The organism is Hymenobacter monticola (assembly GCF_022811645.1).
GTDB classification, from domain to species: Bacteria; Bacteroidota; Bacteroidia; order Cytophagales; family Hymenobacteraceae; genus Hymenobacter; species Hymenobacter monticola.
The window spans coordinates 4,035,142-4,060,947 of sequence record NZ_CP094534.1 but is presented as its reverse complement, the minus strand read 5'-3'; the positions used below and the strand labels follow the sequence as shown (position 1 = coordinate 4,060,947).

Sequence of the window (25,806 nt, the reverse complement as noted above, 5' to 3'; positions counted from 1 at the left end):
GCTCATTCGTTTCCAACTTCACTAAAAACATGAAAAAACTGCTTACTCTAGGAGCCACTCTGCTGAGTTTTACTTTCCCGGCTTCGGCCCAAAAAATGGCCAGCTGTTGCGCCCGGCCGGCCGCCAACCTGTCGGCCTCGGCCACCGAAGCCTTCGCCATGCTGGCCGCTGATAAGGATTTTTCGGGCGGGCACGACTCGCCCCTGCCCTACGTGTACGAGGGCGCGGGCCAGGAAATCACCTTTAAAACCCCGGATGGCAGCACTGGCAAAGGCTTCGAAATCAAGAGCGCTAAGTCGAGCAACAAGTACCTATTCGTAATTCACGAGTGGTGGGGCCTGAACGACTACATCAAGAAAGAAGCCGCTGCTTTTGCCAACGAGCTGCCCGGCGTCAACGTCATTGCCGTGGACCTCTACGACGGCAAAGTGGCCACCACGCCCGCAGACGCCGGCAAGTACATGGGCGAGGTGAAAACCGAGCGCGCCGTAGCCATCCTGAAAGGCGCCCAGATGTACGCCGGCCCGAAGGCCCAACTGGCCAGCATCGGCTGGTGCTTCGGCGGCGGCTGGAGCTTACAGGAGGCCCTGCTCGGCGGCAAGCAAACGGTGGGCTGCGTGATGTATTACGGCATGCCGGAAAAGGACATGGCCAAGCTCAAAACCCTGAATTCAGACGTGCTGGGCATTTTCGCCAGCCAGGACCAATGGATTAACCCCGAAGTGGTGGCCCAGTTCAAAAAGGACATGTCGGCGGCCGGCAAAAGCCTCACCGTGGAAAGCTACGACGCCGACCACGCCTTTGCCAACCCCTCGAACCCCAAGTACAAGAAGGACGATGCCCGCAAGGCGCACGAACACGCGCTGGCTTACCTGCGCGGCCGCTTCAAAGTGAAAGTATAGTCTTCAAGCTGCCAAAAGCTAAAAAAGCCTTCCCGTTTGGGAAGGCTTTTTTATTGCTAATTTGTTGTCCGCTACGCCGCTGCCTGCTTCCAAAACCCACCTCATGGCCCCACTATCCTCCCTCCTCGCCGAATACGGCGAAAGCCACCAAAACCCCACCAACAAACTGGTGCACTGGGTGTGCGTGCCGCTGATTATGTTCTCGCTTATCGGACTGCTGTGGTCCATACCCGTGCCAATACTTGTGCGCGGCATCGACCCGCTTTTCAATTGGGGCACGTTGGTGATGCTGCTGGCCCTGGGGTACTACGTCTGCTTAAGTCCGCGCCTGGCCGTGGGCATGTTGCTGGTATGGGCCGCGATGGCAGGGGCCCTGAGCATGGTCGTCAGCTACTCGGCGCTTCCCCTATGGGCCGTTTGCCTTATCATTTTCGCGCTGGCCTGGGTGGGCCAGTTCTGGGGCCACAAAGTGGAGGGCAAGAAACCCAGCTTCCTCAAAGACCTGCAATTTCTACTCATCGGGCCGCTGTGGCTGCTGCACTTCGTGTACCGCCGCCTTGGTTGGGGGTATTAATGCCTCGTTTGATGAGAATTGAAGGGTAAGGAATCTAAGAACGCCTGTCATCCTGAGCGCAGCGAAGGACCTTTTCACGCTAGAAAACCTGACGTGAAAAGGTCCCTCGCTGCGCTCAGGATGACAGGCGTTTTCTAGTTACCGCCCCGCCAATAGGCCGGCCAGCTCTTCCACGCACTCGGTGAGCTGCTCCCAGGCGGGCAGCACGAAGTATTGGTTTTGGTAGCGGGCGCCGGTCACGGGCGTACGCAGCACCGTGGCCAGGTCGAACACCGGGCGGGGGGTGTTCTCGTTCACGCAGTGGTGAATTTCGCCGGCCGACGACAGCAGGCCCGCGCCGTAGAGCAACGGCTTATCCTCGTGCTGCACCAGGCCAAACTCGGCCGTGAAAAAGTAGAGCGCCCACAATTGTTCCCGGGCCGGCGAGCCTTTGGGCTGCGCCTGATAGGCTTGGCCCAGCTCGTGCAGGAAGTTGGCCAGGCCTTCATCGAGCAGCATGGGCACGTGGCCGAACAGGTCGTGGAACAGGTCCGGCTCCGGGCTGAAATCGAAGTTGTGCATGGACCGGATGCGTGTCACAATCGGAAACTTACGCTTGGCCAACAGGGCGAAAAAGGCGGCGGGCTCGAACGGCCGGCCCACCGGGGCCAGCTGCCAGCCGGTTTCCTCCTGCACCACGGCGCTCAGCTCCGCGATGTCGGGGATAAACTCGCGCCGATAACCCAGCCGGGCCAGGCCCTGGTTGAACGCCGGGGCCGCCCGGCGGTGCAGCAGGGCAGTCTGGCGGTCGAACAGCACTTTCCAGGTGCGCTGGTCCTCGTTGGCGGTGGGAGTGAGTTTGGTGAACATAGCTAGTAATACAAGGTAGTTGGGTGTGAGAAAGGACGAGGCGGGCCAAAAAAAAGCCCGACTTCCTTTCGGATTCGGGCTTTTGAAGGTTACAAGAGAAAGTCGGTTTTCATGCCTTTCCTTCTGGTAGCGCCAATCGCAGCCCGCGTCCGCCCTGTTTGCAGGGGGTCATCAGGTAATTAAAGCAATTGACGAACTGGTGGCGCATGTGTGGGACGAATGTAGAAAATGATTTCGGAAATGCAAGCATTCCGTTTCATTAATTTTTCGCTACTCCAGTTCGCCGCGCAGCTGGTACACGCGCCGCAGGTTGCGAATCAGCCGGGCCGATTCGTCAAAGTCCAGCGTCTGGGCACCGTCTGAGGCAGCCGTTTCGGGGGTTTCGTGGGTTTCGTACACAATGCCGTCGGCCCCGGCCAGCACGCCGGCCAGCGCCATCTGGGGCACAAACTCCCGAATGCCAATGCCGTGCGAAGGGTCGACGATGACCGGCAGGTGGCTTTTGGCTTTAAGGATGGGCACCGCGTTCAAATCCAAGGTATTGCGGCTGGCTGTTTCGAAGGTGCGAATGCCACGCTCGCAGAGAATCAACTTCTCGTTGCCGCCCGAAAACACGTATTCGGCCGACGACAGCAGCTCTTCGATGGTGCCCGAGATGCCGCGCTTCAGCAGCACCGGCTTGTCGACGCCGCCCAGGGCGTCGAGCAGGTTGAAGTTTTGCGTGTTGCGGGCGCCCACCTGGAACACGTCCACGTAGTCGTGCATTTCCTCCACCTGCGACACTTGCATCACCTCGGTCACGATTTTGATGCCCCGCTCACGCGCCATGCGGTGGAACTCCTTCAGCCCATCCATGCCCAGGCCGCGGAAAGCGTAGGGCGATGAGCGGGGCTTGAACACGCCGCCGCGCATCAGCCGCACGTCGTTTTCGAGCAGGTGGGCCATCACCTTTTCCATCTGGGCCTCGCTCTCAATGCTGCACGGGCCGGCGCACAATGCCAGCGAGCCCTCGCCTATCGTCACGCCGTCGCCGAGGTCGAGCACGGAGGGCTGCACGCGCCACTTGCGGCTCACCAGCTTGTAGTCGTCGCTCACGCGGTGCACGTCGCGCACGCCGGGCAGCTGGCCGATGGTGCGGATGTCAAATTCCTGCTTGCCAATGGCCACCAGGTAGTGCGCGTGCTGGGTGGTGACTTCGGTGGCCTTGTAGCCCTGCTGCTTCAGGTGCTCGGTGATGGCGGGCACCGAAGCGTTTTTTTCGAGTTGAATTATCATGGATTGTTCTGGCGTTGACCTCACCCCCTGACCCCCTCTCCAAAAAAGAGGGGGCACCGGTCCGTGAAGACGATTTATCTTTTCTGGTTTTTAGGGTTAGCGCGGGGCCGGTGTCCTATCCTTATTTGGAAAGAGGGTCAGAGGGTGAGGTGATGCCCTGCACAAACCGGGCCGCCGCCGCGGGTGCATCCTCTGCCCCGTCTAGGGCCCGAATGAGGGCGGAGCCAATAATGGCGCCATCGGCATATTGGCAGGCGCGGTCGAAGCCGGCTTTGTCGGCAATACCGAAGCCAATGAGGCGCGGAGAATTGAGGTTCATGCCGGCGAGGCGCTCGAAGTACTGTTGCTGGGCTTCGGCATCGGGCAAGGTGGTTCCGCCCGTGGTGCCGGGGCCGGATACGAGGTATAGAAAAGCGTCCGACAGCGCATCGAGCCGACGAATGCGGGCCTCCGAGGTTTGCGGGGTGATGAGAAAAACGGCTTTCAGCCCGTATTGCTGGAAAAGCGCGTGGTACTGCTCCTCGTATTCATCGAGCGGCAAATCGGGCAGAATGAGGCCATCGATGCCGGCTTCGGCGGCGCGTTGGAGGAAGTTTTCAATGCCGAACTGCATCACCGGGTTGAGGTAGCCCATCAGCAGCACGGGCGTGGTGGGCACGGCGATGCGCAGTTCCTTCAGTTGCTCAAACAGCACCGGCAGGTTCATGCCATTGGCCAGCGCCACGGAGTTGCTGCCCTGAATGACCGGGCCATCGGCCAACGGGTCGGAGAACGGCATGCCGATTTCCAGAATATCTGCCCCGGCTTCGACCAAGGATTTCGCCAAGGGAATGGTGTCGTGCAGACTGGGATAGCCAGCAGTGAAGTAGGTATTCAGCAGGTTTTTCTTGCTGGCAAAGGCTTGGGCTATTCTATTCATTGCTTTGACGGAAATTACCGCAGAGGGCGCAGAAGAGAACGCAGAGGTTCGCGGAGGACGTTCTTCTGCGAACCTCTGCGTTCTCTTCTGCGCCCTCTGCGGTAACTTTTAGATGAGTTTTTCCAGGTTCTTGAGGTAGGTTTCCAGGTCCTTGTCGCCGCGGCCGGACAGATTCACTACCACTACTTCCTCTGGCCCGGCACCGAGCTGCCCGAGAGCAGCCAGCGCGTGCGCCGTTTCCAAAGCGGGGATGATGCCTTCCAAACGGCTTAGCTCCGAAACCGCGGCCAGGGCTTCGTCGTCGGTAATGGCAATGAACTCGGCCCGGCCCGAGGTGCCCAGGTGCGCGTGCAGCGGCCCGATGCCGGGGTAGTCCAGGCCCGCGCTCAGCGAGTAGGGCTCGGTAATCTGGCCGTGCTCGTCCTGCATGAGCAGCGTGCGGCTGCCGTGGATGATGCCCGGCTTCCCGAGCACCGATGTAGCCGCCGAGTGCCCGGTGTCGACGCCGTGCCCGGCGGCTTCCACCGCCACGAGTCGTACCGAAGGCTCGTCCAGAAAATGGTAGAACGCGCCCGCCGCATTGGAGCCCCCACCCACGCAGGCCACCACGTAGTTGGGCAGCTCGGTGCCGGTTTGTTCCAGCAGCTGCTTGCGCATTTCCTCGCTAATGACGGCCTGCAGGCGGGCCACCAAGTCGGGGTATGGGTGCGGGCCGACGACGGAGCCGATGATGTAGTGGGTGTCGACGGGGTTGGCAATCCAGTCGCGGATGGCCTCGTTGGTGGCGTCTTTCAGGGTTTGGCTGCCGCTTTCGGCGCGGCGCACCTCGGCCCCGAGCAGGCGCATGCGGGCCACGTTGGGCGCCTGCCGCTCCATGTCGACGGCGCCCATGTACACCACGCAGGGCAGGCCCATGAGGGCGCACACCGTGGCCGTGGCCACGCCGTGTTGCCCGGCCCCGGTTTCGGCAATGATGCGCTGCTTGCCCAGGCGCTTGGCCAGCAGAATCTGGCCCACGGTGTTGTTGATTTTGTGGGCGCCGGTGTGGCACAGGTCTTCGCGCTTGAGGAAAACGCGGGTACCGTACTTGGCCGACAGCCGTTTGGCCTCAAAAAGCGGCGTGGGCCGGCCCACGTAGTCGCGCAGCAGCTGGTGCAGCTCGGCCTGGAAGGCGGGGTCGGCCAGGATGTCGAAGTAGCGGGTGCGCAGCTCTTCCACGTTGGGGTAGAGCATTTCGGGCACGAAGGCGCCGCCGAACTCGCCGTAATAGCCCCGGGCGGTGGGTTGCTGATAGGATGTCATGCGTTGGGGAGGGTGTGCAAAGGTGAGTTAAACGGCCTGCGGGCGGGGCGCTGCTCCGCGCCGCAGCTGGGCCAGCGCCGGAGCCAGCCGGGCGGCGTCCTTGCGGCCGGGCGCGGTTTCGAAGCGACTGTTGAGGTCGACGCCGACCAGGCCAGGCAAGTGCAGGGCCGTGAGTGTCGCAATGTTTTCGGGCCCAATGCCGCCGGCTAGTAGATAAGGCGTCCTGAAGTTGTAATCGCGCAGCAGCTTCCAGTCGAAGGCGATGCCGTTGCCGCCGGGCGCCAGCCCTTTGGTATCGAATAAGTAATAATCGCAAGTGCCTTCATAAGGCCGCAAAGCTTCTAAATCGAGCGAGTCGCCTACGCTAAACGTTTTGATAACCAGCACCCCGGCATTGCGCAGCTCGGCGCACTGGGCGGGCGTTTCCTGCCCGTGAAGCTGTGCGCCATCGAGCCCAAAAGCCGCGAGGGTGGTCAAGATGGGCACCGTGCCGGCGTCCACGAACACCCCAATCTTGCGCACACTCTCGGGCAGCGCCCGCAGCAATTCGGGCTGCAAGGCCGTGCCCGCGTAGCGCGCCGAGCCCGGGTGAAAGATGAACCCAAGAAAGTCGGGGCGCAGGTCGGCCACGGCTTCAATGTTGGCCGATTCGCGCATGCCGCACACTTTCACGAGCAGGGGTTTAGGGGAAGGGTTCATACTTGAGGCCGTTGGGGTTCAGCCTCCAACGGAAACCTTTGGCGCTAAGATTCCCAGCTCCTGCACCAGCGCGGCGCAGGCCCGCTCGGGCCGGGCCTCTCGCATGAAGACTTCGCCCAGCAGAAAGCCCCGGTAGCCCGCTTCGCGTAGCTGGCCAATAGCTTGGGCGCTGGAAATTCCGCTTTCCGAAACTTTCACAAATTCTTCGGGAATGGCGGCGGCCAGCTCAAGCGAGGTATTCAGGCTCAGGCTGAAGTCGTGCAGGTTGCGGTTGTTGACGCCAATCAAGCTCACGGCGTCGGCGTTGGCCGAGCGGGCCAATTCTTCGGCGTTGTGCACTTCGAGCAGCACTTCTAGGCCCAGCGAGCGGGCCAGCCGCCCCAGCGAGTCGATTTCCGACGGCGTGAGCACGGCCGCAATCAGCAGCACGGCATCGGCCCCGATGCTTTTGGCCTCCAGAATCTGGTACTCATCCACCACAAAATCTTTGCGCAGAATGGGGCAGAAGTTGAAGCGCCGGGCCGTGGTCAGGTCCTCGTTCTTCCCGCCAAAAAACTCGGCATCGGTTAGAATGGATAGCGCGGCGGCTCCGGCCTGCATGTAGCCCAGCGTGGTGCGCTCCACCGGCGCGTAGCGGTTTATCCAGCCTTTGGAGGGCGACCTGCGCTTGAACTCGGCGATGAGGCCGCTGCTGTTCGAGCGCGTCAGGTAGTGGCGCAGCGACAAAGGCTGCGAGTTGAAAAACAGGCTGCTTTCCAGCAGCTTCACGGGCACCAGCTCGCGGCGAGCAGCTACTTCTTTCCGCTTGTGGGCTACGATGGTATCGAGGATGGTGGACATTACTTTAATGGAATTGAGGAATGGACAAGCAACTTGTCATCCTGCTTTTTACTTGATGGAAAGCATCGTCTCAAATGCCTTTTTTGCGGCGCCCGAGTCCAGCGACTCGCGGCTTCGGCCCAGCGCATCTTCCCAGGTGAGGCCGGGGCTGGCGCATTGCAGCGCCAGCCCCGCATTGGCCGTGACGACGTTGCGCTGGGCCGCCGTGCTTTGGCCCGACAGTACGTCAAAAAACAGCTCGGCGGCTGCCTCCACGGTGCTGCCACCGGCCAGGTCGGTAGCCGAGCAAAGGGTCAGGCCCAGGGTTTCGGGCGTCAGCAGGCGCTCGCCCTCGAAGGAAGAAACTACCTTGGCCGGGCCGGTGAGGGCCAGCTCGTCGTAGCCATCGAGGGCGTGCACCACGGCGTAGCGGGTGCCGGTGGGCTGCATGAGGTAGTGGTAGAGGCGCTGCAGCTCCAGGCTGAACACGCCCAGCAATTGCGCCGCCGGCCGGGCCGGGTTCACCAACGGGCCGAGGATGTTGAAAAAGGTGCGCAGCCCCAGCTCGCGCCGCACCGGCCCGGCGTGCCGCATGGCTGGGTGAAAGGCCGGCGCGTGCAAAAAGCAGATGCCTGCCCGGTCAAGCTGCCGCCGCAGCTGGTCGGAGCCGGCCTCAAAGTCGTAGCCGAAATGCGCCAGCACGTTCGACGCGCCCGACACCGACGACACGCCGAAGTTGCCGTGTTTGGCCACCTTCACCCCCGCCCCGGCCACCACAAAACAGGCCAGCGTGGAGATGTTGAGCGTGTTTTTACCGTCGCCGCCCGTGCCCACAATGTCGAGCACTTCGTGGGTGCCCAGCTGCGGGTCGCGGCTGAGGTCGAGCAGCGCCTGCCGGAAGCCCGCCAGTTCGGCCACCGTAATGGGCCGCATGCGGTACACGGCCAGGAAAGCGGCGGTTTCAGCCGGGTTGGCGCCGCCCTCGCCCAGCTGGCGCATGGCGGCGTGGGCCTCGGCGTGGGTGAGCGGCTGGTGGTCGAAAAGTTTGGTGAGAATTTCTTTCATGATTGGAGCTGCAAGCTTCGGGCTACAGGCTGCAAGCGCTTATTTCGGAACTGATTCAGATGGCAGATAACTTGTGGCTTGAAGCCTAAGACAGCCAGTTCTCCAGCATCTGGGCGCCGTGCTCGGTCAGGATGCTTTCGGGGTGAAACTGCACGCCGCGCACGTCAAACTCGCGGTGGCGGAAGGCCAGCACCTCGCCGTTGGTGTCGCGGGCCGTCACTTCCAGCGTGGACGGCATCGACTCGGGCCGCACCGCCCAGGAGTGGTAGCGCCCCACCTGAAACTTTTCGGGCAAGCCGGCGAAGAGCCGCTCATCCGCTACGGTTACCTCGGCTTCATTAGCCACCCCGTGCAGCACAGCGGGAATGTTATACAACTCGGCCCCAAAGCTCTCGGCCAGGCCCTGGTGGCCCAGGCACACGCCCAGAATCCGCTTGGTGGGCGCGTATTGCCGGATGATGGCCGGCATCAGCCCCGCTTCGGCCGGCACGCCCGGGCCGGGCGACAGCAAGATGGCATCGTAGGCCGCCACCGCATCGAGCGTCAGCTGGTCGTTGCGTACCACGGTCAGGTTCGGACCATGGCCCAACTCGCGCTGCAGGTGCACGAGGTTGTAGGTGAAGGAATCGTAGTTATCGAGAACGAGGATTTTCATGGCCATGAGCTATTTAACTTCTTCGGCAGCGCGCAAAGCAGCGCGCAGGGCCCCCAGCTTGTGGTGTACCTCTTCCAGCTCCGACTGCACATTGGACGCCGCCACTACGCCCGCGCCGGCCTGGAAATACAGCTGGTTGCCGGTGCTCAGAAACGAGCGTATCATGATGGCGTGGTTGAAGCTGCCGTCGAAGCCCAGGTGGCCCAGGCAGCCGCCGTAATAGCCCCGGGCGGTGGGTTCGAGCCCGTCGATTAGCTGGATGGCGCGGTGCTTGGGCGCGCCCGACAGCGTGCCGGCCGGGAAAGTGTCGGCCACCACCTGCAGGGTGTCAGAGCCGTGGTCGAGGTCGGCCGTGACTTTGCTGACCAGGTGAATGACGTGCGAGTAAAACTGGATTTCGCGCAGCGTGCGCACCTGCACGTTGGTGCCGTGGCGGGCCAGGTCATTGCGGGCCAGGTCTACCAGCATCACGTGCTCGGCGTTTTCCTTGGGGTCGGCGGCGAGGCGCTGGGCCGCGGCGGCATCGGCCGCGTCGTCGCCGGTGCGGCGGTAGGTGCCGGCTATCGGGAACAGGCTGGCTTCGCGCCCCTGCACCAGTACCTGCGCCTCGGGCGAAGAGCCGAAGATTTTGTAGTCGCCGTAGTCGAAATAGAACAGGTAGGGCGAGGGGTTGATGGAGCGCAGGGCGCGGTACACGTTGAATTCATCGCCCGAAAAACCCTGCTGGAATCGACGCGACAGCACAATCTGAAACACATCGCCGCGGCGGCAGTGGGCCTGCCCCTGCGCCAGCCGCGCCAGAAACTCGGCATCGGTTTGGTTGGTTTGCTCCTCCCCCGCCGTGGCAAAGCCAAAACTGGGCACACTGGGATTGCGCACCAGGTTCTCCAGCCGGTCGAGGCCGTCGTCCTGCACTTTTTCCTCGCCCGCTACGCCGTGCGAAAACAGGTGCAGCTCCTGCCGAAAGTGGTTGAAAGCGATGACGTAGCGGTACACACCGTAGCGAATGAGCGGAATGTCACCCGCCGGCACCTTGCCGACTGCCAACTGCACATCCTCAAAGCTTTGCACCGCCTCGTAGCCGATGTAGCCAAACAGCCCGGTGCTGATGAAAGGCAGGCGGGCAGCCGTTTCATCGGGCGCGAAAGCTGCGGCGAACGCACGCAGCTTACCCAGCGCCTCGCGGGGGTTGGCCAGGTGCTCACTGGTTGCGGGGCCGCCGGGCAGTTGCTGCCGCAGCTCGCCGCCCCGGCGCAGCTCAAACGTGGCCAGCGGCTCGCACACAAGGTAACTGAAGGCATTTTGCTGCCCGTGGTAATCGGCGCTTTCCAGCAGCAGGCAGTTGGAATATTGGTCGCGCAGGCGCAGGTACAGGCCCACCGGGGTCACGGTGTCGGCCAGCAGGCGGCGGTGGTGGGTGGTGAGTTGGGGCATAAGCTTTAGCTCGTGCGGGTAAGGGTTAAAATGCAAAAAGCCCGGCGTGGGGCCGGGCTTTTTGTGATGGAAGGCAAAATCAAACGTGACTTCACCAAGCGCACAGGCAGGCCGGTCCGAGGTTTCGGAACTGCCACCACCAAGCCTGGGAAGTATGTTGAAAATTCATCTCAGTAAATGCGCTTTTGCTTCCAGCGCCGCACAAAGGTAGTGCGGCAATTTTAAAGAACCGGCAATGACAATGAAATTTCCCTACGAACCTGGCAAACTTTGGTTGCATTTGCCAACACAATTGCAATAAGCCAACCCTACTGACGGCGGCTTGCTTCAGCGTTTAGAAGCTGAACTATTGGCTTTTGCAGCGGGCCGGAACAAAAACCGATAAGCCGCCGGAAATTCGCGCCGCCAAAACCACTCGCGGTGTTGCCCATCGGCTGGCGCGCGAAAGGAAATATTGGCGGCGGGCACCCCTTCGGCCCGCAGCTCGTCGCGCCATTGGGCCATCAGCGGCAGCATGGTTTCCGACTCCTTGGGCCCACATACAAAATAGAAGCGGGCCGTGGGCGCTGCCCGGTGCGTTTTGGCGTAGGCCTTTAAGGAGTCGTTGCACACCCAAAACGCCGGCGAAAACACGCCCACCTGGCCAAATACCTTGGGGTATTTCAGGGCCGCGTACACGGAGATGAGCCCGCCTAGGCTTGAGCCGGCGATGCCGGTGTGCGCCACGTCGGGCCGGGTGCGGTAGTGGGCGTCCACATAAGGCTTCAGCGTTTGGGCCAGGAAATCGACGTAGGCGCCTCCCTGCCCGCCCCGATGCGGCTGGTCTTTGATTTCGTCCGCGGTGCTGACCCACGGGATGTATTCATCGGAGCGAAACTCATTACCGTTGTCGATGGCCACCACTATGCTGCCCGTGGCGTCCTGCCCGGTTTGGCGCAGTTGGTCCAGGGTCTCGTCCACGCCCCACTCGCCGCCGTAGCTGGTGGCCTCGTCGAACACGTTCTGGCCGTCGTGCAGATATAGCACGGGGTAGCGCCGGGCGGGCTGCTTCGCATAATCGGCCGGCAGGTAGACCAGCACCCGGCGCTGGTGGCCCAGCTGCGGCATGGTGAAGGCCGTGGCCAGTGTGTGCACCTGCGGCGTGGCCGTGTGCGGACGCGGCTTGGACGCCGCGCCCCTTTGGTCGGCCCAGGCCAGCACGCGGTGGTGCACTTCCCTGGCGCTTGCCAAATCGGCTTTGCGGTTGGCGATGCCCTGGTTTTTATCGTGTATTTCAACGGTAGCCCAACTGCCGCGGGTAAACTTGTACTCCACCGCCCCGAGCCCGGCCGGCAAGGTCACCTGGTAGGTGCCATCGGTGCTTTTGCGCAGCGCATACTTCGGCGAGTGCGGGTTCCAATCATTAAAGGAGCCCGCGACAAACAGCGTGTCCGTCGCTGGGGTGATGGCGGGCACCTGGTCGATTTTTAAAATACTCTGGGCAGCCACCGGGCCACTGAGCATCGCCAGCAGCAGGCCACCGGCCATGCGCTGCCCCACCCATGGGTTTGGCTGGCTCACCGGATGGTTTCGCCGCTGCCGGCGCCGCGCTCGGAGGCGTCCATCTTGCGCAGCGTATACACGGCCCGTACCGAGTCGATGCCCGGCAAGCCATTGGCCTGAAAGTCGAGCAGCGAGCCCTTCTTCTGCGGCCCCTTGATGAAGTGGCGGTATTCCTCGGCCGACTCGCGCACCACGTATAGGAAGGCCGAGGCCGGCACTTTCAGGCGGGAGTAGAAGCTGCGGCCATCGCCGGCGGGGCGGCGGGTATCTTCCGCCACGGCGCTGGTGCCCAGCAGGCGGAACTTGTTCACGTCGCTGCCGGGCAGGGCTAGGTTGCCGAGGCCGTCCACAAACACCTCGCGGCGGCTCATGAGGTGCTCCAGGTCGAGGGTTTTGAGCAGGCCCAGGTGCTCTTCGGCCATGATGAGCTGCTGCACCGACTTGCCGGGCGCGGGCTCCTCGTAGTACACCAGCACGGGCTTTTTGATTTTAACCTTGAGCACCACCATGGGCGGGGGGGCGTCCTCGTCGGCGCGGCCCGCCTGGATGGGCGAGTACACGGGCGGAGGCTTGGGAGCGCCTTTGGTGCCGGGTACAGTTTTGCTTTTGCCCTTGGGAACGGGTTTGCGGGTGCCCGGGCGCGACTGGGCCGCCGCATCCAGTCCGGCAGTTGCCACGAGCAAGGCAATGAGCAGTAAGTGCTTTTTCATTTTCTAGGGAAAAGCCAAAAGTAACTAGCAGCAATTCGTTCTGCAATGCATTTGGCGAACAGTTTGCGCCATGCAAGTCCTATACCAATCAGAAATATTCAGCATGGGCAGCCTTGCCAGGGCCGGCACAGGAGCGCCAGGCGAAACCTAAGGCCGGTGGCACTCGTCATTAGCGCTGGCCACCGCTCTGTACTGTTGAGGTGCTGCCACCCACATCGGCCCTGGAACCAACGGGCTGTCCGGAGGTGTACTCGAAAAACGAGCCGCCGGAATTCCGAAGTCTGCTTTATCCGAGCGAGAAGAAGGCCGGGAAGCCTGCAAAAAAAAAGTTGGAAAAGAAGAAAAAAATCGTCCTGAAAAATTATCGTTTCAAACCTTTGTGCAATCGTTTGCAGATGACTACTTTAGCGCAATAATTGGGCGAAAGCCGACTTTGCGGCAAGACAACCATCATTCATCTGACAATCAATAAATTACACTAATAAATCAGCTAATTCCGGGGTTTTTGAAATAGTAGTCATGCCTACCTTTTTGAGGGCTTGGTTTAGCTCCGAAAGTCGTCATTCATAGGCGCTAATGCCGTTTCAACGGTAACTTTGCAGCCCTCAAAAGTTCTTCTTTATCTACCGCCGGAATCTCCCACACTCCACCACTCCATTTTCCCACCAACAACCGTTTCCCATGAAACACCACTATCTAGCGAAACTATTGTTTCTGCTACTGTTCGCCGCCTTTGGCTTGCCGCTGGCGGCCCAGGCCCAAACCGGCTCGGTCAGCGGCCGCGTCACCGATGGCAAGAACGAAGGCATCCCCGGTGCCACCGTGCTCATCGACGGCACCACGCTGGGCGGCTCGTCCAACGTTGACGGCACCTACAGCATCCAAAACGTGCCGGTGGGTCCCCAAACTTTGGTCATCTCGTTTGTGGGCTACAACTCGGTTCGCCGCCCCATCACGGTCGTAGCCGGCCAGAACACGGAAGTGTCGGCGGGCCTCACCGAAAACACCACGCAGCTCTCCGAAGCCGTGGTGGTGGGCTACGGCACGCAGCGCCGCCAAGACGTGACCGGGTCCGTGGCCACGGTTGACTCCCGGCAGTTTGTGCAGGGCCAGGTCACCAACTCCGACCAGCTCATTCAGGGCAAAGTAGCCGGGGTGAGCATCACCACCAGCGGTGGGGCGCCGGGCGCGCCTTCGACCGTTCGCATCCGCGGCAATTCCTCGCTGAACGCCAACAGCGACCCGCTCTACGTTATCGACGGCGTGCCCGTGGACAAGGGCGATATCAAGGGCGCCTCGAACCCGCTCACACTCATCAACCCCAGCGACATTGAAACCTTCACCGTGCTGAAGGACGCCTCGGCCACGGCCATCTACGGCAACCGCGCTTCGGGCGGCGTTATTCTCATCACCACCAAGCGGGGCCTCAAAGGCGAAAAGCTGCGCGTGGAGTTGAACTCGCAGCTCGGCGTTTCGACGGTTGCCCGTCGCTACGAGTCGTTGTCGGCCGATGAATTCCGCGGCCTGGTAACGGCCAACGGCGCCCCTGCGCAGATTGCGACGCTGGGCACGGCCAACACCAACTGGCAGAACGAGGTTTTCCGCACTGCCGCCACCTACGACAACACCGTGAGCCTGATTGGCAGCGTGGCCAAGGTTCCGTTCCGCGTATCGTACGGCAACCTCTACCAGGAGGGCATCGTCATCACCAACAAGCTGAAGCGCAACACGGGCTCCATCAGCCTGAGCCCCACCCTGCTTGATGAGCACCTGCGCATCGACGTGAACGCCAAGGGCAGCGTGCTCGACAACCGCTTCGCGAACTACGACCAGATTGGCATCGCGGCCTTCTTCGACCCCACGCAGCCGATTCGCTCCAACGAGGCCCAGTACGGCCGCTACGGCGGCTATTACCAGTACCTGGGGCCCACGGGCGCACCGCTGGGCAACGCCCCGGGCAACCCGATTGCGGCGCTGAATAACACGAACGACATCAGCACGGTGAAACGCCTCATCGGTAACGTGCAGTTCGACTACAAGGTGCACGGCGTAGAAGGCCTGCGCGCCAACCTCAACCTGGGCCTGGACATTTCCCGCAGCAAGGGCAGCAAAGACATTTCGCCGGCCGACTTTGGCAACTACAACGCCAACGCGCCCAGCACTCCTGGCCTCAACGGCAACTACACCCAGTCGGCTCAGGACAAGGACATGAAGTTGCTCGAAGCTTACCTGGCCTACAGCAAGCAGTTTGGCGGCACCAAGTTTGACATTCAAGGCGGCTACGCTTACCAGAACTTCAGCGACCAGGGCCCGAACTTCTTGGCTTATCGCTCGGACCGCACGACCCTCGTGAATCCGGATGCCCGCTTGGTGGTGCCCGGCTTCTACAACAACTACGTCCTGATTTCCTACTTCAGCCGCGCTACCCTGAACGTGCAGGACAAGTACCTGGTGACGGCGACCGTGCGGAATGACCGCACTTCGCGCTTCCGCGATGGCTACAACAGCGGCTGGTTTCCGGCCCTGGGCCTGGCCTGGCGCGTGAAGGGCGAAGAATTCCTGAAGGACAACAACACCTTCTCGGAACTGAAGCTGCGCGCTGGCTACGGCCGCACGGGCCAGCAGGACATCGGCGGTGCCTACGACACGCAGGCGCGCTATGCGCTGGGCAACTCGGAATCGCAGTACCTGTTCGGCAACGCCGCGACGGGCCCCATCATCGGCCCGCTGGGCTACAACGCCGTGCTGACCTGGGAAACCACCAACACCTACAACGCCGGCCTGGACCTGGGCTTCCTCGACAACCGCCTCACCGCGACCATCGACGTGTACCAGCGTACGGCCAGCGACCTGCTGCAGGAAGTGAACGTGCCGGCCGGCTCCAACCTCGTGAACCGCCTCAACGCCAACCAGGGTGCGCTGCGCAACCGCGGCATCGAACTGGGCCTGAACTACGGCGTGCTGCGCTCGGAAAACCTGAACTGGGACGTGAACCTGAACGGCGCCTACAATGTTAACAAAATCACCAGCTTGGGCCTGCAGGACGCCGGTTTCCCCGGCGTGCAGGTGGGCGACATTGGCGGTGGTACCGGCAACCAGATTCAGATTCGCAGCGTGGGCTACCCGACCGATGCTTTCTATGTATTCCAGCAGGTGTACGGCCCCGACGGCCGGCCCGTGCAAGGCGTGTACGTGGACCGCAACAACAACGGCTCGACCACAGACGACCTGTATCGCTACAAGCAGCCGGCGCCCCTCGTAACGCTGGGCTTCAGCTCGAACCTGACCTATAAGAAGCTGGTGTTCGCCTTCACGCTGCGCAGCAACCTGGGCAACTACGTGTACAACGCCAACGCCGCCGACCGCGGCACCTACGCCAACGCGCAAGGCTCGACGCTGTTTGTAAACAACATCTCGCCGGACGTGCGCAACACGGGCTTCACCCGCCAGCAGCTGTTTTCGGACTACTACGTGCAGAACGCCTCGTTCCTGCGCTGCCAGAACATTTCGCTGGGCTACAACGTGGGCAAAGTACTCGGTGCTTCGTCGCTGCGCATCACCGGCAACGTGCAAAACGCCTTCCTTATCACCAAGTACAAAGGCGTAGAGCCTGAAATCAACGGTGGCATTGACCGCAACTTCTACCCTGTCGCCCGCACCTACACCCTGGGCATTGCTCTCGGCATTTAATTCCCACCAATCATGAAGAATAACTCTTTTTCCCGTGGGTTAATTACCCTCGCATTGGGCACGGCCCTGACCGGGCTTGCTACGTCCTGCCAAAAAGACCTTGACCAGACCCCCAAGTATGAGCCCACGCCCGACAGGGTGTACGTGAACCTGGCCGCTTACAAAAGCGTGTTGGGCAAGCTCTACGGCGGTTTTGCCCTCACCAGCCTGGGCGGGGCCGATGGCGACAGCGACATCAAGGGCATCGACGGCGGCACTGGCAACTACCTGCGCCAGCTGTGGAGCGCCCAGGAGCTGACCACCGACGAAGCCGTGATAGCTTGGAACGACCCCGGCATTCAGGACTGGCACAACATGAGCTGGGACGCCAACAACCCGCTGTTGCGCGGCCTCTACAACCGGGCTTACTACGAAATCAGCATCTGCAACGAGCTCATCCGCGAATCATCGGATGACAAGCTGGCCAGCCGCCTGCCGGCCAGCGACGTGGCGGAAGCCAAGCGCTTCCGGGCCGAGGCCCGCTTCCTGCGCGCCGTGGCCTACATGCACGTCATCGACCTGTTCGGCGGGGGTCCGTTCGTGACCGAAGCCAACGAAGTAGGCGTGGCAGCGCCGCCCTACAACACCCGGCAGCAGCTTTACACTTTCGTCGAAAATGAGTTGCTGGCGCTTAAGTCGGACCTGGCGCCGACCCGCACCAACGAGTTCGGCCGTGTAGACCAAGCCGCCGCCAGCGGCATGCTGGCCCGCCTGTACCTGAACGCCGAGGTGTACACCGGCACGCCGCAGTACGCCAAGGCCGCCACCGAAGCCCAAAACGTCATCAACGGCGGTTATTCGCTGGTGACGCAAGCCAGTTCGGCCTCTTCGGCCTATGGCCGCAACTTTTTGGCCGACAACAACCTGGCTCCGGCGGCCAACGAAATCGTGTGGTCGATTCTGCTGGATGCCACCCGCACCACCACCTACGGCGGCACCACCTTCCTGGTGAATGGTGCAACCAACGGCGCCTCGGCCGGCTGGCAGCGCTACGTGGGCCAAACCACGGGCTGGGGCGGCATGCGCGCCACCCGCGCGCTGTTCGACAAGTTTTTCCTGTTGGGTGCCGACACCACGGTTGACCGGCGCGGTCGCTTCTGGACGCGCGGCCAGACGCTGGACATCCTCGACCAGAGCCAGTTTACTCAAGGTGTGGGCGTCACCAAGTACCGGAACATCAACTCGGACGGTTCGGTCATCCCGGGCTCGCGGAATTTCTCCAGCGTCGACTTCCCGATGCTGCGCCTCTCCGACATGATGCTCATCTACGCCGAAGCAGCTGCCCGCGGCGCGGCCACCCGGGCCACCGGCCGCGAATACGTGAACAAGATTCGCCGTCGGGCTTTCGGTCTCGACATCAACACCCCCAGCGCGGCCGCCGACATCACCGATGCGCAGATGACCACGGACCTCATCCTGGACGAGCGCGCCCGGGAGCTGCACTGGGAAGCCCTGCGCCGCACCGACCTCGTGCGGAACGGCAAGTTCACCACTACCGCCTACATCTGGCCCTGGAAAGGCGGCGTGGCAGCCGGCCGGGCAGTGCCCGATTTCCGGAACCTGTTTCCGTTGCCCACCTCGGACCTGACCGCCAACCCCAACCTGAAGCAAAACCCCGGCTACAACTAAGGCAAACAGCCCGAGGCGGTGCCCCCTGCACCGCCTCGGCTAAGCTGAACCTCGGCCGATTAGAATTCTTTCTGCTGCCGACACTTTTGCTAAATTTTGCCTGTTAGGCGGCTAGTTTTTGCTTTAATCCTTAACTGAAATCTCCTTATGAAAAATTTGCTTACTCAGGCCTTCGCCGTCGCTTTTGCCCTGACGAGCCTGGCTTCGTGCAACAAGGATGAGAACAAGGCGACCGTGGCCCCTTCGGCCCCGCTGTCGCTCACGGCCTCGACCAACACGGTGGTGCTGACGCAGCTCAACGACGCCAACAACGCCATTACCTACAACTGGAACGCGGTGAGCTTCGCGATGAGCGGCACCGATGCCACCAAAGCCCCGGCTGCAACCTATCAGGTGCAGATTGCCAAAACGGCTGATGGGTTCGGCTACCCGGCGGTGTTTGACGCGGGTACCAACCTGACGAAAACCATCACGGTTAGTGATTTGAACAAGGGCCTTAACGCCATCGGCATAGCCACCCAGACGGCCGTGCCGGTGTACGCCCGGGTAGTGGCCGTGGTGGGCACCGATACCTACACGTTTGCCTCGGCCCCGGTGACCCTCACGGCCACGGCTTACCCGGCTTGCTTGCCTCCCAACGCCGATACCTGGGCGCTGGTGGGCCCCGCCGGCCTGGGCTGGCCCAGCGGCGGTGCTTCCGAAGACGGCGTTCCGCTGACCTGGAACTGCGCCCTGCAAGCTTACACGGCCCGTACCACCCTCAACGCCGGTGAGTTTAAGTTCCGTAAAGACAAGGCCTGGACTGTCAACCTCGGCGGGGCTGGCAACCTGACCCAGGGCGTGGCCTTGGCTCATAACGGCCCCAACTTGAGCATCGCTACCACTGGTGTTTACACAGTGAAGCTGACGGTTTCCGGCTCGGGCACGAGCACCACAGGCAACGTGACGGTGACGCCCTAATCCAGTCGTTTTATGACTGCGCCGAAACGCTAGTCTGTTTCAGCCGTAGTTCAGTGTAGAAGGGGCCGCTAGGATGCTAGCGGCCCCTTTTTGCTTAAAGAAGGCTAAGGTTCGCGCCGGCCCTTCCCTAACTCCTGAGTACTTTCGCAGCTACTCCCAACCCAACCTGTTTTCTATGATTCTAATTGCCGATGGCGGCTCCACCAAGTGCAGCTGGTGCCAGCTCGACGACGCCAACAACCGCGTTTACTTCAACACCGAAGGCTACAACCCCGATTTCATTGACACGGCCGGCATCGTGGCCTCGCTGGAGAAAAACCTGCCCGACACGCTGCCGCGTGAACAGGTGACTGACGTGTATTTCTACGGCGCCGGGGTGTCGTCGGCCCAGAAGGCGGAGGTGATTGCCGCCGCCCTGCGCAAGCTGTTTCCGAATACCAAAGCCCACGTGACCGAGGACCTGCTGGCCGCGGCGCGCGCCCTGCTGGGCCGAAAGCCGGGCTTTGCCGCCATTCTGGGCACGGGCACCAACTCCTGCCTCTACGACGGCGACAAAATCACCTACAACGTCGATTCGCTGGGGTATTTCCTGGGCGATGAGGGCTCGGGCTCGTTCTTTGGCAAGCGCCTGCTGCGCGACTACCTGCGCGGCCTGCTGCCCGACGGCCTGCAGGAGGCGTTGAAGGAGGAATACAAGCTGGGCACGCGCAACGAGATTCTTGACCGGCTTTACAATCAGCCGCTGCCCAACCGCTTTTTGGCCAGCTTCGCCAAGTTTGCCTACGACCACAACAACGTGCCCTACTGCCGCGAAATCGTGCATGAGGGCTTCGAGGCTTTCTTCCAGAACCTGGTGCTGCACTACCCGCGCTACCAGGAATACACCTTCAACTGCATCGGCTCGGTAGGCTACAATTTCCGCGACGTGCTGACGCAGGTAGCCAAAGGCCACGGCATGGAAGTAGGCAAAATCATCCGCTCCCCCATCGACGACCTGGTGAGCTACCACGAGGAAAACCGCTAGCGGGCGAATATTCGTTGGCTAAATGCCGTTGAAGCGTACCCCGAAGCTGTGCTTCGGCCCGCGCAAGGTTTTTCCACTCTTCGTTCGGGTATCGTCCGGCCGAAGCACAGCTTCGGGGTACGTTTTAATGACTCGCCCAGACGACACCAGTCATAAAAAAAGGCCACTCCCGCGCGGGAGTGGCCTTTTCATTTAATCATCTCTCAGCCTAACGCTGCACCACCAAGCGGATGGTTTGGGTGAACTGCGGCGTTTGCAGGCGCACGAGGTACACCCCGGCGGCCAGGCCCTCGACGGGCAGGCTCAGGCTGTGCGGGCCGGCCGACTGCGACACGCCAGTAGCCAGGGTGCGCACGGTGGCGCCCAGCACGTTTTGCACGGTGAGGGTGACAGCGGCCGGCGTGGGCAGCTCGTAGTTCACCAGCGTGGTGCCGGTGGCCGGGTTGGGCGCGGCCGAGAGACGCAGGGCCGTGGTGGCCTGCACGCGGGTGGGTAGCAGCGTGGCCCGGCGGATGCGGCGCGAGGTGTACACGGCGTAGGCACCGGGCTGCAGGGTGAGCAGGGCATTCACATTGCTCACGTTGATGCTGTCGCCGGTGAGGTAGTTGTACCACTTGCCGGTGTTCTGGAAGGCAGGGTCCACGGTGGTCGATACCACGTCGAAGTTGCCCACGATGGTCACTTTGGTGTTGGCGTCGCTCAGGTGGATGGTTTTGCCGGCCCCGGCCAACGACTGCGTGTAAGTGGTGGGGTTCTCAAACACGGGCTCTTTCTTCTTGAGGTTGATGAGGGCGCGCTGTACCTCATAGAGCTGGCGGCGGTTGGCATTCTGGTAGTATGGCCACACGTCGGGCTTGGCGCTGAGCTTGCATTGGTCATTGGGGTACGGCGTGGGCACGGTACCGTTCGAGCACATGAAGATGGATTTGTCGTAGCCCAGCTCGCCGAACTGCCACACCATTTTGGGGCCGGGCACGGTGAAGAAGAAGGCCGAGGCCAGCTCGATGCGCGCCAGGGCGGTGTTGAGGTCGCGGGTGGTGTAAGAGCCCGAAGAGTTGCCGAAGGTGAGGTTCTTGTACATCAGGCGCTCCTCGTCGTGGCTTTCCATGTAGGTAATCAGGTTGGGGCTGTTCCAGCCGCGGCCGCCCTGGGCGGTGCTGCCGTAGTAGCCGTAGCTGAAATTGGAGCCGGGCAGGTAGCCCATGGTGGCCTCGTTGTAGTTGTAGGTGGCATTGCCCCAAATCATGAAGCCGGCATTGGACAGGGCCAGGGCCTCGCTGTTTTCGGGGAAGTGCTCCAGGATGGGGTACATCGTGGGGTCCACGCCCATCATGTGCTGGTAGTAGTCGAGCCAGATGTTGATGCGGGACTGGTCGTAGTTGCCGTAGGTGCTGGTGGTGCTGGGGCGCTGCGTGAAGCCGCCGGCCAGGTCGAAGCGGTAGCCGTCGACGTGGTACTCCTGCAGCCAGAAGGTCATCACCTGCTTCGAGAAGTACTTGGTGAGGGCGCTTTCGTGGTTGAAGTCGTTGTAGACGCTGTAGGGGTGCGGCGCGGTCACGTTGAACCAAGGGTTGTTGGCGGACGGGCCGGCCGTGCTGCCGTAGAGCTGCACCATGGGGCTCTGGCCGGTGGCGTGGTTCAGCACCACGTCCAGAATCACGGCAATGCCGCGGCGGTGGCACTCGTCGATGAGCTGCTTGAGCGCCGTCTTGGTGCCGTAATACTTATCGGGGGCGAAGAAGAAATCGGGGCTGTAGCCCCAGTTGTCGTTGCCGTCGAACTCGTTGATGGGCATCAGCTCAATGGCGTTGATGCCGAGGCGCGAGATGTAGTTCAGCGTGTCGCGCAGGCGCTGGAAGTCGTGGCTAGTGGAGAGGAAGTCGCGCAGGTGCAGCTCGTAAATCACCAAGTCGGCGCGGCTGGGGCGCTGGAAGTTGGTTACTTGCCAGGTGTAGGGAGTCTGGTTGGTTTGCAGCACCGACACGATGCCCGTGGTAGCGCCCGTGGGATAGGGCTTCAGGTTGGGGTAAGTGGCAATTGGGATGTACTGGTCGTCGTTCGGGTCGAGGATTTTCTCGGAATAGGGGTCGGCTACGCGCAGCGTGCCGTCCACCAGGAACTGGTAAGCGTACTCGCGGCCGGGCGTGAGGCCGTTGATTTGCACCCACCAGTTGTTGCCGTCGGGCGTGCGGTTCATGAAGGCCGAGTTGAGCGTCTGCCAGTTGTTGAACTCGCCAATGACGTAGGCAAACTGCTTGCCCGGCGCCGTCAGATTCAGAATCACCGACGTGCCGCCATTCAGGTACGTCACACCGTCCTTAGCGCCGGCCGGCAGGGCCGCCACCGTCACGGTGGGCCGCACCACGAAAACGATGGAATCGACGGCCGTGGTAGTGCCGCTAGTGGCCGTGAAGCGCACCACGCTGCGGCCCGTCTGGGCGATGGTCACGTTGCTGGTGAGGGTGGTGGCGTTGGCCTGCGCGGCCACCTGCGTGCCGTTGAGGGTGAAGGCCAGGCTGGCGGCAGCCGAGGCCGTGCCCGTCACGCTCACCTGCGCGTTCTGGCTCACAAACAGCGGGTTGCCGTTGGCGCCCGATGCTGGGCTGGTGATGCGTGCCGTCAGGCCCGCCTGGGTGGCATCCACGAAGATGTCGCCGCCGCCCGAAGCCCGGCCCACGAGGGTGCCGTCGGCATTCTTGAAAATCATGCCCAGGCGCAGCAGCGTTTCGTTGGCCGGAATCGGATAATACGTCCGGGGCGTGATGGTGATGCGGTAGAGGTTGGGGTTGCTGGCGTCGCGGGTCATCAGGGCCGTGGGGTCGGCCGCGCCGAAGCTGGGACTGTGCACGTTGCGCCAGTTGGTGTTGCTGGTGCTGAGGTTGGTCACGGTGCCCGTCCAGATGTAGACGTTGCCCGTGAAGTTGTTCAGCGCGCCGTTGCCCTGAGAGGCGTCATAGGTGATGGTGACGGGCGTGGTATCGGTGAAGAATACCGGCGAGGTGGTGACCACCTGGGCCTGAGCTGCCCAAGCCAGCAGGCTCAGCAGCAGGGTTGTGAATCGGGTAAATGTTTGCATTGGGGGAATTTTTGGTGGGAAAAATGAAGGACCGGCGCATGCGTGTGCAAACGATAGCGCAAGATACGAAACGGCCGCATAGTGAGCGCCGATACCGGCCTACCTTTGCCGGTGATGGGTGTTGCTATGAAGTTTGTGGTCCGCTTTTTTGTTCCCTCGCGGCGCGGCTGCCGGGCGGTATTGCTGGCGGGCCTTGCCCTGGGCCTGGCGGCCCCCGCCGAAGCACAGGTTGCCCAGCAGCCCGACAACCTGACTGGCGCGGCAACGGCGGCGCCGGTTTCGTCGGCCCTTATCGATTCGGCTGCGCAGCGCCGGCGCCGCTTGCGGCTGGTGGTGGGCGGCTCGGCCCTGAGCTACGGCGTGCTCTACACCGGCCTCACCACCTCCTGGTACACCGGCGAGCGGGTGCCGCTGCACTGGTTCAACGACCTGCCCGAGTGGCAGCAGCTCGACAAGTGCGGGCACTTCTGGGGCGCTTTCCAGGAAAGCCGCGGCGCCGTGGACATGCTGCGTTGGGCCGGCCTGAGCGAGAAAAAGGCCATCTGGTACGGCTCCTTCGTGGGCTTCGTGGTGCAGAGCCCCATCGAGCTGCTCGACGGCCGCGACCCGGCCTACGGCGCCTCGGCCACCGATTTGGCGGCCAACTTTCTGGGCTCGGCCGGGCTGCTGGCCCAGCAGTTGGCCTGGCACGACGTGCGCATCATGCCCAAGTGGTCGTTTCACCTCACCAGCTATGCTCGGCAGCGCCCCAACGTGCTGGGCAAAACCGTGGTAGAGCGCTGGCTGAAGGACTACAACGGCCAGACCTACTGGCTTTGCACCGACGTGGGCGCTTTTCTAAAACCCGGCAACCGCTGGCCGCGCTGGCTGCAGCCGGCCCTGGGCTACGGCGGCCAGGACATGGTGTACAACGACGACGGCACCAACGCCGCCCAGGGCCTGCGCCCCTACCGGCAGTTCTACCTATCGGTCGATGTGGACTTGCGCCGCATCCCCACCCGCAGCCCGGTGCTGAAAAAGGTATTTTATGCGCTCAGCATCTTCCACCTCCCCGCCCCTGCTTTGGAATACAACCCGCGCGACGGGTTCGGCTTTCACGGGCTTTACATGTAGCGCGAACTTTATAGTTCGCGTAGCCCGCGCCGCTTGCATCATTCGGGCGTCGTTTCGGCACGCGAACTACAAAGTTCGCGCTACGGCGCGTTGCCTTACTTTTGACGAATCCGTCCGGGCGCGGCCCCAGTTCCGTATTTTCCTGAGAACCGCGCCGCCCGGCGCAAACCTTTAGCATTATGAACGTAGGAGACAGAGTCCGGCTATTGACCGGCACCGAAGAAGGCATCGTCACCCGCTTGCTCGACAGCGAGCTGGTGGAAGTGGCCATCGACAACGATTTTACCATTCCCGTGCTGCGGCGCGAGGTGGTGGTGGTGGCCCAGGAAGAAGGCAAGAATTTCGACCGCGCCGCCCCCGACTACGGCCCCGGCCAGGTGCCCGGCCGCAACGCCAACGCCAGCAAGAAAGACAACTCCAAGCGCCCCTCGGCCGCGCCCGCCGCGCCCAAGCCGGCGCAGCCCTCGCTGCAGGAAGCCCTGGCAGCCGTGGCCTCCAGCGGGAAAGGTGTGGCCAAGCCGGCCGGCAGCAGCGGGCCGGGCGCCGCCGGAGCCAAGCAGCCGGCCGCGGCCAAAGGCCTGTTTCTGGCCCTGGTGCACCAGTCGCCCGAGCTGCTGGCCGTCACGCTCATCAACAACACCGAGTCCGACGTGCTGTTTACCTACGGCGAGGAAACCAGCACCCGTCCCTACCGCGCCCTGGCGGCCGACAAGCTCGGCCCCAAGGCCAGCAGCAAGCCCCTCTCCTTCCTGCACCTCAAGGATTTTGAAACCTGGCCGGCGGCCGTGTTCCAGCTGCTGCCCGCCAAGCTCAATGGCGACGCTGCCTACGAGCTGATTACTAAACGCCAGGCCTTCAAAGCCAGCACGTTCTACGGCAGCCAGAAGCCCGCACCGGTGATAGGCAAGGACGCTTATCTGTTCCAACTGGATGAGAAGGCCGCCGCGGCCATTGCGCCCGAGAAAATGGCCGAAGAAGCGCCGGCCTCAGCTGCCCCGGCCAAACCGGCCGGTGTGGATGCCGCTGCCCTCAAGGCCCAGCTCAGCGGCGACGCCCCCGCCAAGGCCGCTGCGGTGGTAGCGGCCGCCGCCCCGCCCAAGCCGGCCGCGCCCGTGGTGGCCCCGCCCCACGAGTTCGACCTACACCTCGAAGCCCTGCGGCCTGATAATAAAGAGGAGCTCAGCAACACGGCCATCCTGCGCCTGCAGCTCGATGCGTTTGAGGATGCGCTGAGCCGTGCTCTTGCCACCAACATGCACGAAATCGTGTTCATTCACGGCCTGGGCAATGGCACGCTCCGCAAGGAAATCCACCGCCAGCTGAGCCGCAACAAGGACATCAAGTTCTTCGAGGATGCGCAAAAGGGCAAGTTCGGCTTCGGCGCCACGCTGGTGCGGCTGAAGTAGGAGGCCAGGTTATGCGGTGGGCCTGGCTGCTCGGATTATTGCTGCTGACGCACCTGCACGCCCCGCTTACGGCGTGGGCGTGCAGGTGCGTTTCTGGGTACGCTTCTTTTGCCGCGGAAGCGGC

General features: G+C 62.3%; 20 protein-coding genes. 8 read left to right on the top strand and 12 right to left on the bottom strand.

Translation table 11 applies throughout. The features are described 5' to 3' along the window. Positions 1–29 precede the first annotated feature (29 nt). Both MTP16_RS16775 and MTP16_RS16770 read left to right on the top strand, forming a co-directional pair. Complete coding sequence (locus tag MTP16_RS16775) at positions 30–902, top strand: dienelactone hydrolase family protein (RefSeq protein ID WP_243511906.1); 873 nt, start codon at positions 30–32, stop codon at positions 900–902. Positions 903–1,005: 103 nt separating this feature from the next. Continuing rightward, positions 1,006–1,476, top strand: a complete 471-nt coding sequence (locus MTP16_RS16770) for an Mpo1 family 2-hydroxy fatty acid dioxygenase (protein WP_243511904.1) — start codon at positions 1,006–1,008, stop codon at positions 1,474–1,476. Positions 1,477–1,614: 138 nt separating this feature from the next. Here the strand turns inward: MTP16_RS16770 and MTP16_RS16765 are convergent, their stop codons facing one another. The 11 genes from MTP16_RS16765 to MTP16_RS16715 all read right to left on the bottom strand — a co-directional run bounded on the left by MTP16_RS16765 (position 1,615) and on the right by MTP16_RS16715 (position 12,745). Continuing rightward, a complete protein-coding gene (locus MTP16_RS16765; RefSeq protein ID WP_243511901.1) occupies positions 1,615–2,325 on the bottom strand; it encodes a phenylalanine-4-hydroxylase in 711 nt (236 codons plus the stop codon). 270 nt (positions 2,326–2,595) lie between these two features. Then, on the bottom strand, positions 2,596–3,600 hold the full coding sequence (gene aroF, locus MTP16_RS16760) for a 3-deoxy-7-phosphoheptulonate synthase (protein WP_243511898.1): 1,005 nt from the start codon (positions 3,598–3,600) through the stop codon (positions 2,596–2,598). A gap of 121 nt (positions 3,601–3,721) precedes the next feature. Further along, entirely contained in the window at positions 3,722–4,519 is a 798-nt protein-coding gene (trpA, locus tag MTP16_RS16755; RefSeq protein WP_243511895.1) for a tryptophan synthase subunit alpha, read from the bottom strand. A 108-nt stretch (positions 4,520–4,627) separates the two neighbouring features. Continuing rightward, complete coding sequence (gene trpB / locus MTP16_RS16750; protein WP_243511892.1) at positions 4,628–5,821, bottom strand: tryptophan synthase subunit beta; 1,194 nt, start codon at positions 5,819–5,821, stop codon at positions 4,628–4,630. Between the two features lie 27 nt (positions 5,822–5,848). Then, positions 5,849–6,520, bottom strand: a complete 672-nt coding sequence (locus MTP16_RS16745) for a phosphoribosylanthranilate isomerase (RefSeq protein ID WP_243511890.1) — start codon at positions 6,518–6,520, stop codon at positions 5,849–5,851. A gap of 18 nt (positions 6,521–6,538) precedes the next feature. Continuing rightward, a complete protein-coding gene (trpC, locus tag MTP16_RS16740; protein WP_243511888.1) occupies positions 6,539–7,360 on the bottom strand; it encodes an indole-3-glycerol phosphate synthase TrpC in 822 nt (273 codons plus the stop codon). A 48-nt stretch (positions 7,361–7,408) separates the two neighbouring features. Further along, positions 7,409–8,404, bottom strand: coding sequence for an anthranilate phosphoribosyltransferase (gene trpD / locus MTP16_RS16735; RefSeq protein ID WP_243511886.1), 996 nt, complete (start codon positions 8,402–8,404; stop codon positions 7,409–7,411). A gap of 85 nt (positions 8,405–8,489) precedes the next feature. Beyond that, a complete protein-coding gene (locus MTP16_RS16730) occupies positions 8,490–9,059 on the bottom strand; it encodes an anthranilate synthase component II (protein WP_243511883.1) in 570 nt (189 codons plus the stop codon). Between the two features lie 9 nt (positions 9,060–9,068). After that, positions 9,069–10,493: an anthranilate synthase component I family protein gene (locus tag MTP16_RS16725; RefSeq protein WP_243511881.1), complete on the bottom strand. Its 1,425-nt coding sequence runs from the start codon at positions 10,491–10,493 to the stop codon at positions 9,069–9,071. Between the two features lie 327 nt (positions 10,494–10,820). Next, complete coding sequence (locus MTP16_RS16720; RefSeq protein ID WP_243511879.1) at positions 10,821–12,053, bottom strand: alpha/beta hydrolase-fold protein; 1,233 nt, start codon at positions 12,051–12,053, stop codon at positions 10,821–10,823. Beyond that, positions 12,050–12,745, bottom strand: a complete 696-nt coding sequence (locus tag MTP16_RS16715) for a hypothetical protein (RefSeq protein WP_243511877.1) — start codon at positions 12,743–12,745, stop codon at positions 12,050–12,052. The genes MTP16_RS16720 and MTP16_RS16715 overlap by 4 nt, the downstream gene beginning before the upstream one ends. 681 nt (positions 12,746–13,426) lie before the next feature. On the opposite strand from MTP16_RS16715, the gene MTP16_RS16710 reads away from it, so the two are divergent. From MTP16_RS16710 to MTP16_RS16695, 4 genes are all read left to right on the top strand, one after another. Continuing rightward, positions 13,427–16,435, top strand: coding sequence for a SusC/RagA family TonB-linked outer membrane protein (locus tag MTP16_RS16710; RefSeq protein WP_243511875.1), 3,009 nt, complete (start codon positions 13,427–13,429; stop codon positions 16,433–16,435). 12 nt (positions 16,436–16,447) lie between these two features. Beyond that, positions 16,448–18,103 carry a RagB/SusD family nutrient uptake outer membrane protein gene (locus tag MTP16_RS16705; RefSeq protein WP_243511873.1) on the top strand — a complete coding sequence of 552 codons (1,656 nt, stop codon included), beginning with the start codon at positions 16,448–16,450 and terminating at the stop codon, positions 18,101–18,103. Positions 18,104–18,250: 147 nt separating this feature from the next. Next, positions 18,251–19,063, top strand: a complete 813-nt coding sequence (locus MTP16_RS16700) for a SusE domain-containing protein (RefSeq protein WP_243511871.1) — start codon at positions 18,251–18,253, stop codon at positions 19,061–19,063. Between the two features lie 175 nt (positions 19,064–19,238). After that, positions 19,239–20,087, top strand: coding sequence for an N-acetylglucosamine kinase (locus MTP16_RS16695; RefSeq protein ID WP_243511869.1), 849 nt, complete (start codon positions 19,239–19,241; stop codon positions 20,085–20,087). Positions 20,088–20,295: 208 nt separating this feature from the next. Here MTP16_RS16695 and MTP16_RS16690 read toward each other — a convergent pair whose 3' ends face one another. Continuing rightward, on the bottom strand, positions 20,296–23,163 hold the full coding sequence (locus MTP16_RS16690) for a DUF4961 domain-containing protein (protein ID WP_243511867.1): 2,868 nt from the start codon (positions 23,161–23,163) through the stop codon (positions 20,296–20,298). Between the two features lie 126 nt (positions 23,164–23,289). Here MTP16_RS16690 and MTP16_RS16685 point away from each other — a divergent pair, with 126 nt between their 5' ends. Further along, positions 23,290–24,276: a DUF2279 domain-containing protein gene (locus MTP16_RS16685; RefSeq protein ID WP_243511864.1), complete on the top strand. Its 987-nt coding sequence runs from the start codon at positions 23,290–23,292 to the stop codon at positions 24,274–24,276. 179 nt (positions 24,277–24,455) lie between these two features. Then, positions 24,456–25,682: a Smr/MutS family protein gene (locus tag MTP16_RS16680; RefSeq protein ID WP_243511862.1), complete on the top strand. Its 1,227-nt coding sequence runs from the start codon at positions 24,456–24,458 to the stop codon at positions 25,680–25,682. The last annotated feature ends 124 nt before the right edge of the window (positions 25,683–25,806 follow it).

What these genes read in the sequence shown, in the direction of transcription:
- MTP16_RS16695 (WP_243511869.1), top strand. Translation starts at nt 19,239, where the DNA reads ATGATTCTAATTGCCGATGGCGGCTCCACCAAGTGCAGCTGGTGCCAG.
- MTP16_RS16685 (WP_243511864.1), top strand. Translation starts at nt 23,290, where the DNA reads ATGAAGTTTGTGGTCCGCTTTTTTGTTCCCTCGCGGCGCGGCTGCCGG.
- aroF (WP_243511898.1), bottom strand. Translation starts at nt 3,600, where the DNA reads ATGATAATTCAACTCGAAAAAAACGCTTCGGTGCCCGCCATCACCGAG.
- MTP16_RS16745 (WP_243511890.1), bottom strand. Translation starts at nt 6,520, where the DNA reads ATGAACCCTTCCCCTAAACCCCTGCTCGTGAAAGTGTGCGGCATGCGC.
- MTP16_RS16770 (WP_243511904.1), top strand. Translation starts at nt 1,006, where the DNA reads ATGGCCCCACTATCCTCCCTCCTCGCCGAATACGGCGAAAGCCACCAA.
- MTP16_RS16690 (WP_243511867.1), bottom strand. Translation starts at nt 23,163, where the DNA reads ATGCAAACATTTACCCGATTCACAACCCTGCTGCTGAGCCTGCTGGCT.
- trpB (WP_243511892.1), bottom strand. Translation starts at nt 5,821, where the DNA reads ATGACATCCTATCAGCAACCCACCGCCCGGGGCTATTACGGCGAGTTC.
- MTP16_RS16680 (WP_243511862.1), top strand. Translation starts at nt 24,456, where the DNA reads ATGAACGTAGGAGACAGAGTCCGGCTATTGACCGGCACCGAAGAAGGC.
- MTP16_RS16775 (WP_243511906.1), top strand. Translation starts at nt 30, where the DNA reads ATGAAAAAACTGCTTACTCTAGGAGCCACTCTGCTGAGTTTTACTTTC.
- MTP16_RS16765 (WP_243511901.1), bottom strand. Translation starts at nt 2,325, where the DNA reads ATGTTCACCAAACTCACTCCCACCGCCAACGAGGACCAGCGCACCTGG.
- trpA (WP_243511895.1), bottom strand. Translation starts at nt 4,519, where the DNA reads ATGAATAGAATAGCCCAAGCCTTTGCCAGCAAGAAAAACCTGCTGAAT.
- trpC (WP_243511888.1), bottom strand. Translation starts at nt 7,360, where the DNA reads ATGTCCACCATCCTCGATACCATCGTAGCCCACAAGCGGAAAGAAGTA.
- MTP16_RS16730 (WP_243511883.1), bottom strand. Translation starts at nt 9,059, where the DNA reads ATGAAAATCCTCGTTCTCGATAACTACGATTCCTTCACCTACAACCTC.
- MTP16_RS16705 (WP_243511873.1), top strand. Translation starts at nt 16,448, where the DNA reads ATGAAGAATAACTCTTTTTCCCGTGGGTTAATTACCCTCGCATTGGGC.
- MTP16_RS16700 (WP_243511871.1), top strand. Translation starts at nt 18,251, where the DNA reads ATGAAAAATTTGCTTACTCAGGCCTTCGCCGTCGCTTTTGCCCTGACG.
- trpD (WP_243511886.1), bottom strand. Translation starts at nt 8,404, where the DNA reads ATGAAAGAAATTCTCACCAAACTTTTCGACCACCAGCCGCTCACCCAC.
- MTP16_RS16725 (WP_243511881.1), bottom strand. Translation starts at nt 10,493, where the DNA reads ATGCCCCAACTCACCACCCACCACCGCCGCCTGCTGGCCGACACCGTG.
- MTP16_RS16715 (WP_243511877.1), bottom strand. Translation starts at nt 12,745, where the DNA reads ATGAAAAAGCACTTACTGCTCATTGCCTTGCTCGTGGCAACTGCCGGA.
- MTP16_RS16710 (WP_243511875.1), top strand. Translation starts at nt 13,427, where the DNA reads ATGAAACACCACTATCTAGCGAAACTATTGTTTCTGCTACTGTTCGCC.